At 67.0% G+C, this 18,890-nt stretch carries 13 protein-coding genes; 9 read left to right on the top strand and 4 right to left on the bottom strand.

The features are described 5' to 3' along the window. Positions 1–26 precede the first annotated feature (26 nt). Together ABE424_RS10270 and ABE424_RS10265 are read right to left on the bottom strand one after the other, a co-directional pair. Positions 27–3,266, bottom strand: a complete 3,240-nt coding sequence (locus ABE424_RS10270; RefSeq protein ID WP_346490639.1) for an efflux RND transporter permease subunit — start codon at positions 3,264–3,266, stop codon at positions 27–29. Positions 3,267–3,354: 88 nt separating this feature from the next. Continuing rightward, positions 3,355–4,593: an efflux RND transporter periplasmic adaptor subunit gene (locus ABE424_RS10265; protein ID WP_346490640.1), complete on the bottom strand. Its 1,239-nt coding sequence runs from the start codon at positions 4,591–4,593 to the stop codon at positions 3,355–3,357. A gap of 232 nt (positions 4,594–4,825) precedes the next feature. Between ABE424_RS10265 and ABE424_RS10260 the strand changes: the two genes are divergently transcribed. The 5 genes from ABE424_RS10260 to ABE424_RS10240 all read left to right on the top strand — a co-directional run bounded on the left by ABE424_RS10260 (position 4,826) and on the right by ABE424_RS10240 (position 10,752). Continuing rightward, complete coding sequence (locus ABE424_RS10260) at positions 4,826–6,157, top strand: M20 family metallopeptidase (protein WP_346490641.1); 1,332 nt, start codon at positions 4,826–4,828, stop codon at positions 6,155–6,157. A 170-nt stretch (positions 6,158–6,327) separates the two neighbouring features. After that, positions 6,328–7,146 carry an NADPH-dependent 7-cyano-7-deazaguanine reductase QueF gene (gene queF, locus ABE424_RS10255; protein WP_346490642.1) on the top strand — a complete coding sequence of 273 codons (819 nt, stop codon included), beginning with the start codon at positions 6,328–6,330 and terminating at the stop codon, positions 7,144–7,146. Between the two features lie 238 nt (positions 7,147–7,384). Beyond that, the gene (locus tag ABE424_RS10250) at positions 7,385–7,678 is read left to right on the top strand and encodes a LysM peptidoglycan-binding domain-containing protein (protein ID WP_346477857.1); all 294 of its coding nucleotides are present in this window, start codon (positions 7,385–7,387) and stop codon (positions 7,676–7,678) included. Positions 7,679–7,717: 39 nt separating this feature from the next. After that, positions 7,718–8,221 (top strand): hypothetical protein, encoded by a 504-nt coding sequence (locus tag ABE424_RS10245; RefSeq protein ID WP_176987987.1) that lies wholly within the window; start codon positions 7,718–7,720, stop codon positions 8,219–8,221. Between the two features lie 305 nt (positions 8,222–8,526). After that, a complete protein-coding gene (locus ABE424_RS10240) occupies positions 8,527–10,752 on the top strand; it encodes an NADP-dependent isocitrate dehydrogenase (RefSeq protein WP_346490643.1) in 2,226 nt (741 codons plus the stop codon). A 91-nt stretch (positions 10,753–10,843) separates the two neighbouring features. Here the strand turns inward: ABE424_RS10240 and ABE424_RS10235 are convergent, their stop codons facing one another. Next, on the bottom strand, positions 10,844–11,746 hold the full coding sequence (locus tag ABE424_RS10235) for a hypothetical protein (protein ID WP_346490644.1): 903 nt from the start codon (positions 11,744–11,746) through the stop codon (positions 10,844–10,846). Between the two features lie 172 nt (positions 11,747–11,918). Here ABE424_RS10235 and aceK point away from each other — a divergent pair, with 172 nt between their 5' ends. The 3 genes from aceK to ABE424_RS10220 all read left to right on the top strand — a co-directional run bounded on the left by aceK (position 11,919) and on the right by ABE424_RS10220 (position 15,556). Beyond that, entirely contained in the window at positions 11,919–13,631 is a 1,713-nt protein-coding gene (gene aceK, locus ABE424_RS10230) for a bifunctional isocitrate dehydrogenase kinase/phosphatase (protein WP_346490645.1), read from the top strand. Between the two features lie 57 nt (positions 13,632–13,688). Continuing rightward, positions 13,689–14,564: an energy transducer TonB gene (locus tag ABE424_RS10225; RefSeq protein WP_346490646.1), complete on the top strand. Its 876-nt coding sequence runs from the start codon at positions 13,689–13,691 to the stop codon at positions 14,562–14,564. Positions 14,565–14,686: 122 nt separating this feature from the next. After that, a complete protein-coding gene (locus ABE424_RS10220) occupies positions 14,687–15,556 on the top strand; it encodes a protein tonB (protein WP_346490647.1) in 870 nt (289 codons plus the stop codon). A gap of 67 nt (positions 15,557–15,623) precedes the next feature. Here ABE424_RS10220 and ABE424_RS10215 read toward each other — a convergent pair whose 3' ends face one another. Next, on the bottom strand, positions 15,624–17,225 hold the full coding sequence (locus ABE424_RS10215) for a sensor domain-containing diguanylate cyclase (RefSeq protein ID WP_346490648.1): 1,602 nt from the start codon (positions 17,223–17,225) through the stop codon (positions 15,624–15,626). A gap of 366 nt (positions 17,226–17,591) precedes the next feature. Here ABE424_RS10215 and ABE424_RS10210 point away from each other — a divergent pair, with 366 nt between their 5' ends. Beyond that, entirely contained in the window at positions 17,592–18,869 is a 1,278-nt protein-coding gene (locus tag ABE424_RS10210; protein ID WP_194243557.1) for a sugar MFS transporter, read from the top strand. Positions 18,870–18,890 lie beyond the last annotated feature (21 nt).

The raw sequence follows: 18,890 nt of genomic DNA, 5'->3' as shown, positions 1-18,890 counted from the left end.
TCCGCAGCGGTCTGCGGTGCTGATCATCACGCCTGCGGCTCCTGCACCGGGCCATGGCCGTGGCGCAGCGCGCGCTGTTCGCGCCGCTGGCGCAGGCGCTCGGAGAAGCGTTCCATGTACAGGTAGATCACCGGCGTGGTGTACAGCGTGACCAGCTGCGACAGCAGCAGGCCGCCGACGATGGCGATGCCCAGCGGACGACGCAGTTCCGAGCCGATGCCGGTGCCCAGCGCCAGCGGCAATGCACCGAGCATCGCGGCAGCGGTGGTCATCATGATCGGGCGGAAACGCAGCAGGCAGGCACGACGGATCGCCTCATGCGCGTTGGCCCCGGTGCGGCGGGCCTCGATCGCGAAGTCGACCATCATGATGCCGTTCTTCTTGACGATGCCGATCAGCAGCACGATGCCGACGATGCCGTCCACCGACAGCGGCAGCCCGCACACCATCAGCGCCAGCAGCGCGCCGACACCGGCCGGGGGCAGGGTGGAGATGATGGTGAAGGGATGGATGTAGCTCTCATACAGCACGCCCAGCACGATGTAGATCAGCACCAGCGAGGCGAGCAGCAGCCACACCACGTCGGTCTGGCTGCCGGTGAACTCGGCGGCCTTGCCGATGAACTGCGCGTGCACCTGCGACGGCATGTCCAGGCTGGCCTTGGTCTCTTCGATCGCCTTCACCGCATCGGACAGCGAGTAGCCGGGCGCGATGTTGAACGACACCGTGACCGCCGGCAGCTGCTGCTGGTGGCTGACCACCAGCGGAGTGCTGGTGACCCGGCCTTCGGCCAGCGCGGCCAGCGGGATGATGTTACCGGCGCCGACCGGGATGCCGGTGTTCTGCGCACCGATACCGGTGGCGGTGGACGAGTTGGACGAGGTCACCTGGCCGAAGTTGGTCGCATTGCTGCCGGTCAGTGCGCCGGCGCCGTTGGAGGCGACCGCCAGCTGGTTCATCAGCGCGGTGCTGGTGCGGAACTCCGGCGCCACTTCCAGCACCACGCGGTACTGGTTGAGCTCGGTGAAGATGGTCGAGATCTGGCGCTGGCCGAAGGCGTCGTACAGCGTGTCGTCGATGGTCTGCATCGGCACGCCGAGCACGCTGGCCTTGTCGCGGTCGATGGTCAGTTCGAGCGCGCGGCCCTGGTTGGACAGGTTGTTGTCCACGTCGGCCAGTTCCGGACGCTGGCGCAGCGCCTCGGTCATCCGCGTGGCCTGCAGCGCGACCTGGGCGCTGTCCACGTCCGACAGCGAATACTGGTACTCGGTGGCGGCCACGCGGGTATCCAGGGTGACGTCCTGCACCGGCTTGAGGTACAGCGCCACGCCGGGGATGCCGGCCACGGCCTTCTGCAGGCGCGGAAGGATTTCATCCAGCCCGTCGCGGTCGCCGCGCTCCTTCAGCACGATCGACAGCTGGCCCTGGTTGAGTGTGGGATTCATGGTGCCGGCGCCGATGAAGGCCGACACGCCGGTCACCGCCGGGTCGCCGCGCAGCGCTTCGGCCACGGCCTTGGTGCGCTGCTCCATCTGCGGGAAGGCGATGTTCTGGTCGGCCTGGACCACGCCGGTGATCAGGCCGGTGTCCTGCTCGGGCAGCAGGCCCTTGGGGATCACGATGTAGAGCACCACGGTCAGCACCAGTGCGCCGGCGGCGACGGCCAGGGTCAGCGGCTGATGCTCGAGCACCCAGTCCAGGCTGCGTTCGTACAGGCCGACGGTGCGCGACCACACGGTGGTCTTGCCGGACGCGGCCGCCCGCTCGTGCGCGTCTTCGCCTTCGGGCAGCGCATCGGGCTTGAGCAGGTAGGCGCACATCATCGGGGTGAGCGTCAGCGAGATCAGCATCGACAGCGTCACCGCGATGCTCAGCACCCAGGCGAATTCGTGGAACAGCCGGCCGGTGACACCGGGCATCAGCAGCAGCGGCAGGAACACCGCCACCAGCGAGATGGTCAGCGAGAGCACGGTGAAGCCGATCTGCTGCGCACCGATCTCGGCCGCTTCGGGTCCGCTCTTGCCCTGTTCGATGTAACGCACGATGTTCTCGATCATCACGATCGCATCGTCGACCACGAAGCCGGTGGCCACCACCAGCGCCATCAGCGAGAGGTTGTCCAGCGACATGCCGGCGAACGCCATCACGCCGAAGGTGCCGGCCAGCGACAGCGGCACCGCTACCGAGGGAATGATGGTCGCCCACAGGCGGCGCAGGAACACGAAGATCACCGCGACCACCAGGCCGATGGTGAGGATCAGGGTGAACTGCACTTCATGCACCGAAGCGCGGATGGTCTCGGTACGGTCGTTGAAGATCTCCAGGTGCACGTCGGCCGGCAGCACGTTCTGCAGCTGCGGCAGCAGCGCACGGATGCGCTCGACGGTCTGCACGATGTTGGCGCCGGGCTGGCGGCGCACTTCCAGCAGCACCGCCGGCTTGCCATCGGCCCATGCGGCCAGCTGGTCGTTCTCCACGCCGTCGACCACGTTGGCCACGTCGGACAGGCGTACCGGGCGGCTGTTCTTGTAGCTGATGATGGTGTCGCGGTACTCGGCGGCGCTGGTCAGCTGGTCGTTGGTGCCGATCGAATAGGACTGGGTCTTGCCGTTGAGCGAGCCCTTTGGCGCATTGACGTTGGCCTGGGTCAGCGCGCTGCGCAGGTCTTCCAGGGTCAGGCCCATGTTGGACAGCTGCGCCGGATTGACCTGGATGCGCACGGCCGGGCGCACGTTGCCGGCGATGGAGACCAGGCCCACGCCCTGCACCTGCGACAGGCGCTGGGCGAGGATGGAGTCGGCGTAGTTGTTGACGTCGCGCAGCGGGCGCGTGTCGGAGGTGAGCTTGAGGGTGACGATCGCCGCGTCGGCCGGGTTCACCCGGTTGTAGACCGGCTGGTAGGGCAGCGAGGAGGGCAGGGTGGCCTGGCGGATCGCGGCCTGCACGTCCTGCGCGGCGATGTCGATGTCGCGGTCCATCGAGAACTGCAGGATGATCGTGGACAGCCCCGCCGACGAATCGGAGGTCATGATCTCCAGCCCGGAGATCTGCCCGAACTGGCGCTCCAGCGGCGTGGTCACCAGCGAGGCCATGGTGACCGCGTTGGCGCCGGGGTACTGGGTGGTCACCACCAGGCTCGGCGCATCGATCTCGGGCAGCGCCGACACCGGCAGCTGGCGGTAGCCGAGGATGCCGAGCAGCAGCAGGCCCGCCATCAGCAGCGAAGTGGCGATCGGGCGGCGGATGAAAATCGTCGAAAAGCCCACGGGCGGGTCCTTGCTGGTGCGTCGTGCTGCGGTGGATCAGGCGAACGCCGGCAGGTGCGCCGGCGTCAGGAACGTGGGGCGGGCGCGATCAGCGCGGACCGCCGCCGCGGCGTCCACCGCCACCCTGCTGCTGGGCGGCCTTGAGCTCGGCTTCGGTCGGCGCGGCCGGGGTTTCGCCCGGCTTGAGCGCGGTGACCTTGGCGCCCGGCTTGAGCCGGAACTGGCCTTCGCTCACGACCCGCTCGCCGCCCTTCAGGCCCTCGGTGATCTGCACCTGGCTGTCGCCGACTTCCACGCCGCTCTTGACCGTCTGCATGGCCACGGTGCTGTCCGGCTTGACGATATAGACGTACTCGCCATCCGGGCCGCGCATCACGGCCTGGGTCGGGATCACCACACCGCCGGCGATGGTGCGCAGCTGCATGCGGACGTTGACGAACTGGCCCGGCCACAGCGCATTGTCTTCGTTGTCGAACAGGGCGCGCGCGCGGAAGGTGCCGCTGTCGCTGCTGATCTGGTTGTCGACCACGTCCAGCTTGCCGCCATCGGTGAGCACGTGCGCATCGTTGCGGTCCAGCGCGGCGATATCCACCGCGCCGGCGGCCTGGGCCTGGCGCACGGCCGGCAGCTGGCGCTCGGGCAGGTTGAACACCACGTGGATCGGATGGATCTGGGTCAGCGTCACCAGCGCGGCGCCGGCGCTGACGATGTTGCCGGCATCGACCGCGCGGATACCGGCGATGCCGGAGATCGGCGCGGTGACGCGGGTGTACTGCAGCTGCACCTGGGCGGCGCGCATGCTGGCCTCGTTGGCGGCCACGGCACTCTCGAACTGGGCGACCTGGTTGCGCTGGGTGTCGAGGTCGGTCTTGGCCACGTACTGGCGGTACTCGGGCGAATTGGAGCGCTGGTAGTTGGAGCGCGCGGTGGCGAGCTGGGCCTGGTTCTGGCGCTTGGCCGCCGCGGCTTCATCAAAGCTGGCCTGCAGGGTGCGCGGATCGATCTGCGCGAGCAGGTCGCCCTTCTTCACTTCCTGGCCTTCCTTGAAGTTCAGGCTGATCAGCTGGCCGCCCACCTGCGGGCTCACCGTGACGGTGTTCATCGCCGCGACCGTGCCCAGCGCGCTGGCATAGACCGGTACGTCCTGGCGGACCGCATCGATCACCGTGACCGGCACCGGGCCTGCATTGGCCGGATCACCGCCCTGGCGCCCTTCGGCTGCCGGACCCGCCGCGTCCCCCTTCTTGCCACCCATCAGGCGCACGCCGACAACGGCAACCACCAGCACTGCGACCACCAGCAGCACGATCTTCCAGAAACGCGACATTCAATAACTCCTGAGGGGGCTGGCGGAGGGCGGGGGGCCCCGGTTGGCTAGGCGCAAAGCATACCCGTCGCCCGTGGGCTTTCATGCATGACGGATGGGACGGGCGATCAGACCGGATGTGACGGGTGAGGTTCCCTGCATGAACGTCTGCCGGGGCAGAAAGTTACAGCGTGATCGGCGCCGATGCCCTACATTCAGGTTCGACCGCCGTCCTGATCCGTGGAGACCCTCAATGCCCCGTCTGTCGCTGTTGATGTCCGCCCTGCTGCTGGCCGCCCCCGGCCTGGCCGCCGCCGCCCCTGCCGAACGCCCGGAAGTGGCCGCCGCCGCGACCCGCCTGAAGGCCCAGGTGATCGACTGGCGCCGCGACTTCCACCAGCACCCGGAGCTGTCCAACCGCGAAGAACGCACCTCGGCCAAGGTCGCCGAGCGCCTGCGCGCGATGGGCCTGAAGCCGCAGACCGGCATCGCCCACCACGGCGTGGTGGCGATCATCAAGGGCGGCAAGCCCGGCCCGCGGATCGCCCTGCGCGCGGACATGGACGCGCTGCCGGTGACCGAGCAGACCGGCCTGCCGTTCGCCTCCAAGGCCACCAGCACCTATCGCGGCGAGACCGTCGGGGTGATGCATGCCTGCGGCCACGACGCCCACACCGCCACCCTGCTGGGCGTGGCCGATGCGCTGGTGAAGATGCGCGCGAACCTGCCCGGCGAAGTGATGCTGATCTTCCAGCCCGCCGAAGAAGGCGCGCCGCCGCCGGAAGAGGGCGGTGCGGCGTTGATGCTCAAGGAAGGCCTGTTCAAGGACTTCAAGCCGGAGGCGGTATTCGGCCTGCATGTGTTCTCCAGCGTGCCGGCCGGCCAGATCGCGGTGCGTGGCGGCCCGCTGATGGCGGCGTCGGATCGTTTCGGGATCAAGGTGATCGGCCGCCAGACCCATGGCTCGGCGCCGTGGAACGGGGTGGACCCGATCGTGGCAACGGCCGACCTGGTCGGCACCGCGCAGACCATCGTCAGCCGCCGCGCCAACCTGTCCAAGCAGCCGGCCGTGGTGACCTTCGGCGCGATCAAGGGCGGCATCCGCTACAACATCATCCCCGATGAAGTGGAGATGGTCGGCACCATCCGGACCTTCGACGAGGGCATGCGCCAGCAGATTTTCGCCGACCTGCGCAACGTGGCCGAACACACCGCCGCTGCCCATGGCGCCAAGGCGGAAACCGAGATCTACGAGGCCGAGGGCAACCCGGCCACGGTCAACGATCCGGCGCTGACCGCGCGGATGCTGCCGAGCCTGCAGGCCGTGGTGGGCGAGGGCAACGTCTACGAGCCGCCGCTGCAGATGGGCGCGGAGGACTTCTCGCTGTATGCCCAGCAGGTGCCCGGCATGTTCTTCTTCGTGGGCTCCACCAGCGAAGGAATCGATCCCGCCACCGCGCCGGCCAATCATTCGCCGAAGTTCCTGCTCGATGAGAAGGCGCTGGACGTGGGCCTGCGCGCGCTGCTGCAGGTGAGTCTGGATTATCTGAACGGGGCGCCGGCTGCGGCGCCTGGCGCAGGCTGAAGTCAGCGCCAGGCTGGTAGACGGTAGGTCCCGGCCGTTGGCCCGGGCGAAACCCGGCACGGGCGGGAGGGTTCCGATCCTCCCGCCGACTGGAAACGCCATCACCCGGTCGTCGTGGCCGTTCGGTTTCGCCGCCGGACGCCGCGCGCCTACCGGCGTAAAATGGCGGCATGAATACCCCCCAGGACTCCAGCCTCGGTCGCGAGGTGGCTTACCCGTCGCAGTACGATCCCGGCCTGCTCTTTCCCATCCCGCGCCGTGGCGCCCGCGAGGAGATCGGCCTGGACGAGGCGGCACTGCCGTTCGTCGGCCATGACCGCTGGCAGGCCTATGAGCTGAGCTGGCTGGACGGTCGCGGCAAGCCGCGCGTGGCGGTCGCCACGGTCAGCGTGCCGTGCACCTCGTCGAACCTGATCGAATCCAAGTCGTTCAAGCTCTACCTCAACTCCCTCAACAGCACGCGTTTCGACGATGACGCTGCCGCACGGCTGTGCATCACCCGCGACCTGTCGGCCTGTGCCGGCGCGGTGGTGACGGTGGTGTTCGGCGTGCCGCCGCTGGTGGAAGACGCCGAGGGCGAATCGCTGGACGAACGCGATGTCGCCATCGAGCGCTACGGACCGCCCGCACCGGAGTTTCTGTTCGCCGATGCCGATGAGGTGGTGACCGAGACGTTGAGCTCGGCCCTGCTGAAGTCCAACTGCCCGGTCACCGGCCAGCCGGACTGGGCCAGCGTCAGCGTGCGCTACCGCGGCCCGAAGATCGACCGCGACGGCCTGCTCAAGTACCTGATCAGCTATCGCGAACACGCCGAGTTCCACGAGCAGTGCGTGGAGCGGATCTTCAGCGAGATCACCCAGCGCTGCCAGCCGCAGTGGCTGGAAGTGGAAGCGCGCTACACCCGCCGCGGTGGCCTGGACATCAACCCGTGGCGGGCCAGCCCGGGCATCGCCGCCCCGGCGCGCACCGTCCGCGACCTGCGCCAGTAGGCATCGACCGTTGGTCGATGCGGTCAAGCACGCATCAAGTCCACGGTAGAGCCACGCCATGCGTGGCTGCGCGTGGCAGCGAGTCGATCGGCCCCGCCAGCCACGCATGGCGTGGCTCTACCTGACGGCGGTGCCCCGTCTGTCAGGTTCCGCGCGTCTTCACATCCACGCCATGCCCCATTAACAAGGGCTGTGACACCGTGCCTCCCATGTCGTCAATCAAGACGGGAGTGTATGGATGAGTACCGATAAGAAAGTCGACTTTTCCGGTGTCAGCGCCAGCGTCGATACCACCGCGCAGAAAGTCGATCAGGTTGATTTCTCGGGCGTGACCGCCTCGGTGGATACCACCGCGGAGAAGGTCGGAGGCACCTACACGGTGCAGAAGGGCGATTCGCTCTCGAAGATCGCCAAGCAGGAACTGGGCGATGGCAATGCGTGGAAGCGCATCTTCGAGGCCAACCGCGACGTGCTGGACGACCCGGACAAGATCCAGCCGGGCCAGACCCTGAAACTGCCGCCCAAAGCCTGATCCGCTGCACTGCCCACCATCTCACAGGGAGCAACCTCCATGAAGAAGTCGTCCATCAGTACTGCCGTTCTCGCTGCGCTTCTGGCCACCGTGGCCCTGGCCGGCTGCAAGAAGAAAGAAGACACCGCCGACAACAACGCGCAGCCGGCCGCGACCGCGCCTGCCGCCCCGGCCCCGATGACCGAAGCCGCCCCGCAGCCGATGACCGCTGCAACCGGTGTGATGGTCTCCGCGGTCACCGTGGGCAAGACCGCTGCGGCGGACAAGACCGTCACCTCGGCCGCGCTGTTCGCGCCGAAGGACGACATCATCGTCTCGATCCGCACCGATGGCAGCGCCAACAACGCCAACGTGGCGGCCAAGCTGACCTTCCAGAACGGTCAGGTCGCCGGTGAGCAGAACCAGGTGGTGAACACCACCGGTGCCGAGACCACCAACATCGCCTTCAAGAATGCCAATGGCTGGCCGGCGGGCAAGTACCGCGCGGAAGTCATGGTGGATGGTAAGGCGGCTGGATCGCCGCAGGAGTTCGAGGTCAAGTAAGCCCAGGCGCCGACTCTCTCCCGGCAACAGGCTCACGATGGACGCAGCCGCGAGGCTGCGTCTTTTTTATGGGCGTCTGCCAGACCACAGCGTTCCAGTACGTTTGCGTATGGGGCGGCTTTGCTCCGGGGGGCTGAAAACGCGACAATGCGGGGGTTTCCCGCCGTGCGCGCCGTTGGTTGGCGCGGTCCCCGGGGAAAGTGCGGGCCACGCTCTGCGAGGCCCTGCACGCGACACGGTTGCACGCGGCCCGGCATTGCCGTCGGCCATCATTCACGAGATCTGCAAGAGAGCCCTGATCCCCCATGTCGAACACGCCCAAGATTCTCTACACGCTCACCGATGAAGCCCCGTTCCTGGCCACGCAGTCGCTGCTGCCGATCGTCGAGGCCTACACCGCCACCGCCGGCATCGCCGTGGAAACCCGCGACATTTCGCTGTCCGGCCGCATCCTGGCCCTTTTCCCGGATTACCTGAAGGACGACCAGAAGGAAGCCGACCACCTGGCCGAACTGGGCCAGCTGGCGACCACCCCGGACGCGAACATCATCAAGCTGCCCAACATCAGCGCCTCGGTGCCGCAGCTGAAGGCCGCGATCAAGGAACTGCAGGACCAGGGCTTCGCGCTGCCGAATTACCCGGACGTGCCGACCGACGACGTCTCGCGCGACATCAAGGCGCGCTACGACAAGGTCAAGGGCAGCGCGGTGAACCCGGTGCTGCGCGAAGGCAACTCCGACCGCCGCGCGCCGCTGTCGGTCAAGAACTACGCCCGCAAGCATCCACATCGCATGGGCAAGTGGTCCAAGGACTGCAAGTCGCATGTCTCGCACATGGACGGCGGTGACTTCTACGGCAGCGAAAAGTCGGCGACGCTGGCCGACGCCGGCAGCCTGAAGATCGAGCTGTTCAAGGCCGACGGCAGCAGCGTCGTGCTCAAGGAAAAGACCGCGGTCAAGGCCGGTGAGATCGTCGACGCCGCGGTGATGAGCCGCACTGCGCTGGCCTCGTTCGTGCAGGCGCAGATCGCCGATGCCAAGGCCAAGGGCGTGCTGTTCTCGCTGCACCTGAAGGCCACCATGATGAAGGTCTCGGACCCGATCATGTTCGGCGTGGTCATCGAAGAGTTCTACAAGGATGTGCTGGCCAAGCACGCCGACGTGCTCAAGCAGGCCGGTTTCGATCCGAACAACGGCATCGGCGATCTGTTCGCGCGCCTGCCGCAGCTGCCCGAGGCCACCCAGGAAGCGATCAAGGCCGACCTGGCTGCCGAGTACGGCAAGCGCCCGGGCCTGGCCATGGTCAATTCGGACAAGGGCATCACCAACCTGCACGTGCCCAGCGACGTGATCGTCGATGCGTCGATGCCGGCGATGATCCGCGACTCCGGTGGCATGTGGAATGCCGACGGCAAACTGCAGGACACCAAGGCCGTCATTCCGGACCGTTGCTACGCCGGTGTGTACCAGGCCGTGATCGACGACTGCCGCACCCACGGTGCCTTCGACCCGGCGACCATGGGCTCGGTGCCCAACGTCGGCCTGATGGCGCAGAAAGCCGAGGAATACGGTTCGCACGACAAGACCTTCCAGATTCCGGCCGACGGCACCGTGCGGGTCACCGACGACGCCGGCAAGGTGATCTTCGAGCATGCCGTGCAGACCGGCGACATCTGGCGCATGTGCCAGACCAAGGACGCCCCGATCCAGGACTGGGTGAAGCTGGCCGTCAACCGTGCCCGCCTGAGCGGCACCCCGGCGGTGTTCTGGCTGGACGCTGCCCGCGCGCACGATGCGCAGGTGATCGCCAAGGTCGAGACCTACCTGAAGGACCACGACATCAGCGGCCTGGACATCCGCATCCTGGCGCCGGTGGAAGCGACCGCCTTCTCGCTGGACCGCATCCGCAAGGGTGAGGACACCATCTCGGTCACCGGCAACGTGCTGCGCGATTACCTGACCGACCTGTTCCCGATCATGGAGCTGGGCACCAGCGCCAAGATGCTCTCCATCGTGCCGCTGATGGCCGGCGGTGGCCTGTTCGAGACCGGTGCCGGTGGTTCGGCGCCCAAGCACGTGCAGCAGTTCGTCGAAGAGGATTACCTGCGTTGGGATTCGCTGGGCGAATTCCTGGCCCTGGCCGCGTCGCTGGAGCACCTGGGCAACCGCTACGACAACGCCGGTGCCACCGTGCTGGCCAAGACCCTGGACCAGGCCAACGGCCAGTTCCTGGACAACGACAAGTCGCCGTCGCGCAAGCTGGGCGGCATCGACAACCGCGGCAGCCACTTCTACATCGCGCTGTACTGGGCCCAGGCCCTGGCCGCGCAGGATGACGATGCCGCGCTGAAGGCCCGTTTTGCTCCGCTGGCCAAGGCACTGGCCGACAACGAGCAGGCCATCGTCGGTGAGCTGGCGGCGGTGCAGGGCAAGGCGGTCGACATCGGCGGCTACTACCGTCCGGACGTGGCCAAGGCCAGCGCCGCGATGCGTCCGAGCAGCACCTTCAACAGCGCGCTGTCTGCGCTGTAAGGCAGCGGTACCGCACCTGCGGTGATCGATGAAGAACCCGCGCCTAGGCGCGGGTTTTTTTATGGGCGGTGGCAAGGCCGGTACGCCTGCCTCACCTGCTGCGTTGGCGCGTCTTGCCAACGTGGGAGAGGATGCGAGCGATCTCCGCATCCAGCGCCGCCTGTCGGTCTGCAGCCTCCAACCGCAGGACGACGGTTGCATCAGTCTCCGTGCAGGCGCCAATGTTGAGGCACAGCACATCCATCAATTCGCTGCCGGCCGCGCATGCTAGACCTTGTTGGCAGGCAGCTATCTGCCAGGCGAGCCCGCTGATCTTCGGATCCACGGAAGGCGCTTCCTGCCCGGCTGCCGTTTCAGCGAGGGCACCCAGGTAGGCCATGGCCGTCGCGTCACCGGAGGCAGTGACCTGCGCTGCCAAGCCTGCGTACTCTTCTGCCGTGAGTGGCGCCGTCACGCTCTGCCGCTGACGCAACCACAGCTGCGAAGCAAGATCTCCCCCGCGCGCAGCCTGCTCCCGCCATAGCAGCATGGCCTCAAGTGGAATGAACTGGCCACCATCCACGCCGCCACATTGCGCGAAGACACGCTGGCCGATCAGGCGCATCTGCTGACCGGCGTCCGGGTCCGAATGCAGCGTGGCCATGCTTTCGATGCCTTCAAGATAGGAGGTGCGCCGGACGTTGACCAAAAAGCATTTCTCGTAGAGCTCGGCCAGCCGACGCTGCGCAAGGACATCGCCACGCTCTGCCGCCGCGCTGACGCGTTCGAATTCCTGGCGCGTAGCATCCTCGAAGCGGGCTGCAAGCGGCTCAGGTTCCAGCGCCTGGGAGGCCGGAGCCACCGCTGCCCCCGTGGGCGCCACGGCCGTCGATGACGGCCCCGTCACTGCCTGCAAGGCCGGTGGTCGTTCTCCGGTGACCGAATGCACCGCCAGCAACCCGGCGGCCACCAGGAGCGCTCCGCCCAATGCCTTCCTTCGGCGACTCGTCTTCATTGCTCTCCCTGCCCACACCCCGACGTTGCGACTTTACCCCGGAACGGCGCGGCGAACGCCCGCTGGGCAACCCCCAGTCGCTGCCGTATGGTGGCAGCAGGTCCTCTGGAAATGGCTGCATGCGCGCCTGCTGTTCCTGCCGGTTCCATCACTGCGCCATCCGGGGTGTCGCATGAACGCGACGCCGGACGCGCTCGCGCGGCTGATCCGCGATGGCTTCGAGGACTACCATGCGCGCTTCGCGGCGATCAGCCGGCGTGCGCGGCAGCGCTTCGAACAGCGCGACTGGGTGGGTGCGCGGCAGGACGCCGTGGAGCGCATCGCGCTGTATGACCAGTGCATCGCCGAGACCGTCGATGCCCTGCGCCGCGCAGTCGGTGAGCGTGTGGGTGAGCGCGCGCTGTGGCTGGAGGTTCGCGCGGCGTATGCCGCGCTGCTGGCCGGATTGATCGACGCCGAACTGTACAAGACCTTCTACAACACGCTGGCACGCCGGCTGTTCGCCACCCGCGGCGTGGACGGGGCGATCGAGTTCATGGCGATGGATGTTGAGCCGTCCGACGCCATTACCCATCCCGTCGCGCGGCACAGCTATACCCTCTCACCGACGCGCCCGGCCGACGCGTTCATGCGCGTCCTCGGCGACTATCGTTTCCATGTGCCCTATGCGCACCAGCTGCGTTGTGCTGCCGCGATCGCGGTGCGGCTGCAGGATGATCTGGCGCACTGGGGCGACTACCCGGTGCGCAGCATCGAACTGCTCGACACCGTGTTCTACCGTGAGCGCCGCGCCTATCTGGTCGGACGCGTGTTCGGCGAGCATCGCTTCTCGCCCTGCGTGATCGCGCTGGTGCATGACGAACACGGTGTTCGCGTGGATGCGGTGCTGACCCGGCGCCGCGATGTCGCCCATCTGTTCGGCGTCTCGCGCAGCTATTTCCAGGCGGATCTGGCGACCGTGGGCGATGCGGTGGTATTCCTGCGCAGCCTGCTGCCGGGCAAGCCGGTGGATGAGATCTACACGGTGCTCGGGCGCGCCAAGCAGGGCAAGACCGAGCGCTATCGCACCTTCTTCCGTCATTTCCAGGAGCAGCCGGGGGAACAGTTGGTGCATGCCGATGGCACGCCCGGCATGGTCATGGCGGTGTTCACCCTGCCCAGCTATCCGCTGGTGTTCAAGCTGATCCGGGACCGTTTCGCCTGGCCGAAAACCATGACCCGGCACCAGGTCGAGGAGAAGTATGCGTTGGTGTTCAACCTGGACCGCGTTGGCCGACTGCTTGATGCGCAGCCCTATCGGCACCTGCGCTTCCCGCGGGCGCGCTTCTCCGCGGCGCTGCGCGACGAGCTGCTGACCCAGTGCGCCAGCAGCGTGCATGAGGACGGCGACGAACTGGTGATCGCGCTGTGCTACGTGCAGCGGCGATTCCGCCCGCTCAATCTGTATCTGCGCGAGCAGACCGTGGAGTCGCGACGCGTGGCCGCACTGGACTATGCGCAGGCGATCACCGACATGGCGCGCAACAACATCTTTCCCGGCGATATGTTGCCGAAGAACTTCGGCGTCTCGCGGCATGGGCGTGCGGTCTTCTACGACTACGATGAGCTGTGTCTGGTCACCGAGTGCAACTTCCGTGCGTGGCCGGTGCCGCGCAACGAGGAGGAAGCGCTGGCTGACGAGCCGTGGTTCCAGATCGGTCCACGCGATGTGTTCCCGGAGCGCTTCTGGATGTTCATGGGCCTGCCGGCGGCTGAGCTGGCGGCGGTGCGCGAGCATTTCGCCCACCTGTTCGATCCGGCGTGGTGGCAGCGGCTGCAGGCGGGGTTCGCGGCCGGTCAATATCCGGATACGCCTCCCTATGCAGCAAGTAATAGGCTTGCCTGATTGGCCTCTCCAGGAAACCCGGGGTAGGCTTGCATGCATTCACAAGGAGAAGGTGAGATGCGTTCATTCCGAAGCGTTGCGTTGATGCTTGTACTGGGGAGCGTGGGGGCGTCGACGATGTTCGATGTGGCCGCGCAGACGAAGCGCGAGGTGCGCGAGCAGGCTGAAGCGAGCATGGTGCTGACCGGTGAGATCGATATCGGTACCGAAGGCCAGGTCGAGGCGTTCCGCCTGGACAAGCGCGCGCAGGTCGACGAGACCATCGTCACGTTCGTCGAAGGTGCCGTGAAGACGTGGCGTTTCGCCCCGGTGCTGGTGGATGGCCAGGCGGTCAAGGCACGTACGCCGGCCACCATCCGCCTGGGTGCGAAGAACAACCCCGATGGCACCGGCCAGGTCACGCTGCTGGCAGCGAACTTCGAGACGTACGACGAAACCTCGACCGACAACGTCACCAAGGTGAAGATGTCGCCGCCGGTGTATCCCGAGGATGTCTTCAATGCGCGCGGCCGTGGCGATGTACTGCTGCTGATACAGGTCGGGCGCGACGGGAAGGTACTGGATGTGGCCACCGAGCAGGTCAATCTTCGTGTAATCGCAAACGAGGCGAACATGCGGAAAATGCGCGACAAGCTGGCCCGCGTGTCGATGGGCGCCGCACGTAAGTGGACCTTCAAGGCGCCCTCTACCGGAGATCAGAAGGACGAGGCGAGCTGGACCATCCGGGTGCCGGTGCGATTCTCGTTCAGCGATGAGGTGGAGCGCTACGGCCGCTGGGACGCCTACATTCCCGGCCCGCACCAGCAGGCCCCGTGGCGCAGCGACAAGGTACTGAGCGCCGATGCCAATGCCGACCTGCTGCCCGCCGGCGGCGTGTTCATGGCGGACGCCGCCAGCAAGGCGCCGAAGCTGCTGACGCCTATTGGCGGCTGATCCCTCCGTCCGTGGTGCATCACCCGCGGCCTTCAACAGGCAGGACAGCATGCGCAGGTGTCTCGAAAGCGAGCTGAGGAGTTTGCTAGTCTGACCGCCCATCAGGACAAGGAGTCGGATTGATGAAAGCGGCATGGCAGTGGGTACTGGCGCTTGGCGTGGCAGCAGCCAGCGTAGGGGTGGCACCACAGGACCTTCGTGCGTCACCGAGCATGCGCGCGCTGCAGGGTCAGGTGGAGTCGAGCATGCGGATCAAGGGCAGCCTCGATATCGGTGCGGACGGCCGCGTCGTTGCGGTGCGCCTGGATCGGGAAAGCGCGATTCCGGCAGGCGTCGTCACCTTTGTGAAAGATGCGGTCGCCCGGTGGGAGTTCGAGCCCACCGTACGCGACGGCCAGTCCGTCGCCGTCACCACGCCGATGACGCTGCGCCTGATCGGCAAGACGCTGGACGATGGCAGTTCGCGTGTGGAGATCCGCCACGCCAGCTTTGTCGAGTACGACGAAAACGATCCGACCATCGTGGCCCGCGAGCGGGGATCGGTCCCGACCTTCCCTGTGCGCCGGGTGGGCCGCGAAGCCGCTGCGGATGTGTTCCTGCTGATCCAGGTGGGACGCGATGGCAAGGTGCGCAACGTGCTGGCCGAGCAGGTCAATCTGCGCGTGCTGGTATCGCCGCGTGAGATCGCATCAACTCGCGCCGCGTTTGCCGACAGTGCCACACAGGCCGCGCGCGACTGGCAGTTCCGGGTGCCGACGCAGGGCCCACGGGCCGCCCGCGACACGTGGGTGGTGCGCGTCGCGGTGCGCTTCGCACCGCCGGAAGATCGCAGTACGACACGGTGGGAGCCGTATCTTCCTGGCCCGCGCAACACCGCGCCCTGGCTGGCGCCCGGGACACAGTCCGTCGCGCCGGATGCCTTCGATGATGGCGTCTACCTGGCGGGTGAAAAGACCGGTCCGCAGTTGAAGACCGTGCTGGATCAGGGCTGAGGCTCGCGTAACGAAGGCAGCCTCTGGTGAGGCTGCTGACCCTGAATCGATTCACTCAGGGGTGTGTTCAACGCGCGCCATCCTGACCGATCCCGGGACGCTCCGCCTGCGGATACACCACCGTGCGATTGCGGCCCTGTTCCTTGGCCATGTACAGCGCCTTGTCGGCCAGCCGCAGCGCCTGCTGCGGATCGGCGTGATAGGTCGGGTAATGGGCCACGCCCAGCGACACGGTCACCATGCCGACCTGCTCGAACACTTCGGCGGCGACCTGCACGCGCAGGCGCTCGGCCACCTGGGCGGCGTTGGTCGCGTCGACACCCGGCAGCAGGACCAGGAATTCTTCGCCCCCGTTGCGGCAGAGCAGGTCGGTATCGCGCGCGTCATCGCGCATCAGCTGCGCGATGCGCAGGATCACCGCATCGCCGACGGCGTGGCCGAAGCGGTCGTTGATGGTCTTGAAGCGGTCGATGTCCAGCGCGATGATCCCGAACGGTTGCCCGCGCGCCTGCCAGTCTTCCAGCCCCTGCTGCAGACCACGCCGGTTCTGCAGGCCGGTGAGCGGGTCGGTCATGCTGGCGCGGTTGAGCTTGCCGATGCGGTCCTGCAGCAGGTTGAAACTGTAGAGCAGGGCGGTCCTGAGCTGGGCCACCTCGTAGTACCAGGCGCGGATGCCGGTGACATGGCGGATGGCGATGCCGGTGTCGCGGTTCTGTACGTTGCGCGCCAACTGCCACAGCGGCCGCGAGATGCGCCGTGCGAACCACCAGGTGATCAGCAGCGACAGGATGCCCAGCGGGATCGCGTTCCAGATCACCGAGGACATCAGTTTGGACAACGCGGCCAGCGTGGCGGTGGTCGGGCGCTGGGCGACCACGCCCCAGCCCACGCTCGGCACCGGTGCATAGCCGGCCAGCATCAATACGCCGTGGCTGTTGCGCACCTGCTGCGCGCCGGAATGCCCGTGGGTGACCGCCTGGACGGCCGGGTTCTCCAGCGCGAACTGGCCGACCCGGTCCTGTTCGATGTGGTACAGGATGCGACCGTGGCGATCGACCACGTACAGGTAGGAGCCATCGCGGTAATAGTGTTTGCCCAGCAGGGACTGCAGGATGCTGCGCTGGCGCAGGTAGATCGTCCCGCTGACGTAGCCCTGGTACTCGCCCTGTGCAGAGAAGATCGGGTGCGAGATCGCGACCAGCAGCCGGCCTGTCGCCGACTCGTAGGGGTCGCTGATGAAGGGCACGCGGCGATCGAGGGCATCGCGGTTGCCGCTGCTCTTGAGCAGCACGCCCTGCAGCGCCAGGCTCTGCGGCGAGGTGGCCAGCACGGTGCCGCCGGCATCCACGATCAGCACCGAGTTGAAGCTGTTGGTCTGCAGCTGCAGGCGCGCTGCCTCGGCTTCCAGCGCCTCGCGATCGTGACGGCGCTGGCCGAGCAGGGTGGCGCTGTAGGCCACCTGCTGCTGGGCCGACAGCACGAAGTTCTGGGTCGACTCGGCAAGCTTGCTGGCGTACACGCGGTTGGCCTCCAGCGTGTTGCCGATCAACTGCTCGCGCTGCACGCGGTAGCTGGCATGCAGGGTGTTGGCCAGGGCGATGATCGCGCTGAGCAGGGCCAGGGCAAGGATCAACGTGCCGAGAGTGAGACGGGCAGACAACGGGCGCATGCGGTTCACGGGCAGCAGGGTGCAGCGCCAACCGGACAGGCGGGTGGAACGGCAACGGCGAAGCAGTCAGGAGCGCACGACATCGCCTTGAACCGGTGCGCATTCCGCGCCCGTCCGCTGACGACCCCGCCCCCGGGCGGTCAACAACACTTTCGGCGGCGATTATTGCGGATTACGCTGCCGCGTGGGTGAAGCGGTGCGTCCGCGGAGCAGCACGCTGCATCCCGCGGCGCTGGCGGCAGCCGGTGCATGTCGTGCCCGGAGCGTTGCCGTGTGTGCTGCCGACAGTGCTGGACAATCGAGGCGCAAGCGGGTTCCATGTCTGGCTGCCAATTGACCGGCACTCCCTATCTGGAAGGACACGCGATGGATACCCCCGCTGCCGTCCGCGGACAACATGTGCAAAGCAATCGCGTTGCACTGGCCGTGGTCACCGCCATTTTCTTCATGTGGGGCTTCCTCACGTGCCTCAATGACATCCTGATTCCGCATCTCAAGGCGGCGTTCGCGCTGACCTGGGTACAGGCGATGCTGGTCCAGTTCACCTTCTTCGGTGCGTACTTCCTGATGTCGCTGCCCGCCGGGCGCCTGGTCGCGGCGGTGGGTTACAAGCGTGGCATCGTCGCCGGGCTGGCCATTGCCGGCGTCGGCGCGCTGCTGTTCTGGCCGGCTGCGCAGGCGCATGTGTACGGCCTGTTCCTCGGTGCGCTGTTCGTACTGGCCACCGGCATCACGGTGCTGCAGGTGGCCGCCAATCCCTACGTCGCGCTGCTCGGGCCGGAACAGACCAGTTCCAGTCGGCTGACGCTTGCGCAGTCGATGAATGCGCTGGGCACGACCATCGCGCCGCTGTTCGGCGGGCTGCTGATCCTCTCGGCTGCGCCGCGCACCGCTGATGAGCTGGCCTTGCTGCCGCAGGCCGAGGCACTGGCCTATCGCGCCGCCGAAGCGCAGTCGGTGCAGCTGCCGTACTTCGGTCTGGCGGTCGCACTGTTCGTGCTGGCCGTGGCGATCTGGATGTTCCGCCTGCCGACGATCCCGGGCGTGGAGGACACCGCGGCCAGCGGTCGCGGCCGGCTGCGCGATGCGCTGCGCCACCGCCACCTGCGCTACGGCGTGCTGGCGATCTTCTTCTACGTGGGCGCCGAAGTTTCGATCGGCAGCGTGCTGGTCAACTTCCTCTCGATGCCGGGCATCGGCGAGGGCCTGACCGAACAGGAAGCCACGCGCTACGTGTCGCTGTACTGGGGCGGTGCGCTGGTCGGCCGACTGCTCGGTGCGGCGTTGCTGACCCGTCTCGACCCGCGCCGCATGCTGGGTGTGTTCGCGTTGATCGTGATGGCCCTGCTCACGGTGACGATGCTGGGCAGCGGCAACCTGGCCAAGTGGAGCGTGGTCAGCATCGGCCTGTTCAACTCGATCATGTTCCCGACCATCTTCGCTCTGGCGATCGCACGGCTGGGTACGCTGACCGGGCAGGCGTCGAGCCTGCTGGTGATGGCGATTGTCGGTGGGGCGGTCATTCCCCTTGCGATGGGCTGGCTGGCCGACCACCACGGGCTGCAGCTGTCCTTCCTGCTGCCCATGCTGTGCTACGTCTTCATTGCGTTCTACGCGTGGCGTGGTTCGCGCCACGGCGGCTGAGGCAACGCGACGGCGGCTGGG

It is taken from the genome of Stenotrophomonas sp. TWI1149 (assembly GCF_039673155.1).
Lineage (GTDB): Bacteria > Pseudomonadota > Gammaproteobacteria > Xanthomonadales > Xanthomonadaceae > Stenotrophomonas > Stenotrophomonas maltophilia_AA.
Note: the sequence above shows the minus strand (reverse complement) of the source record. Positions and strands in the feature narration are given on the sequence as shown.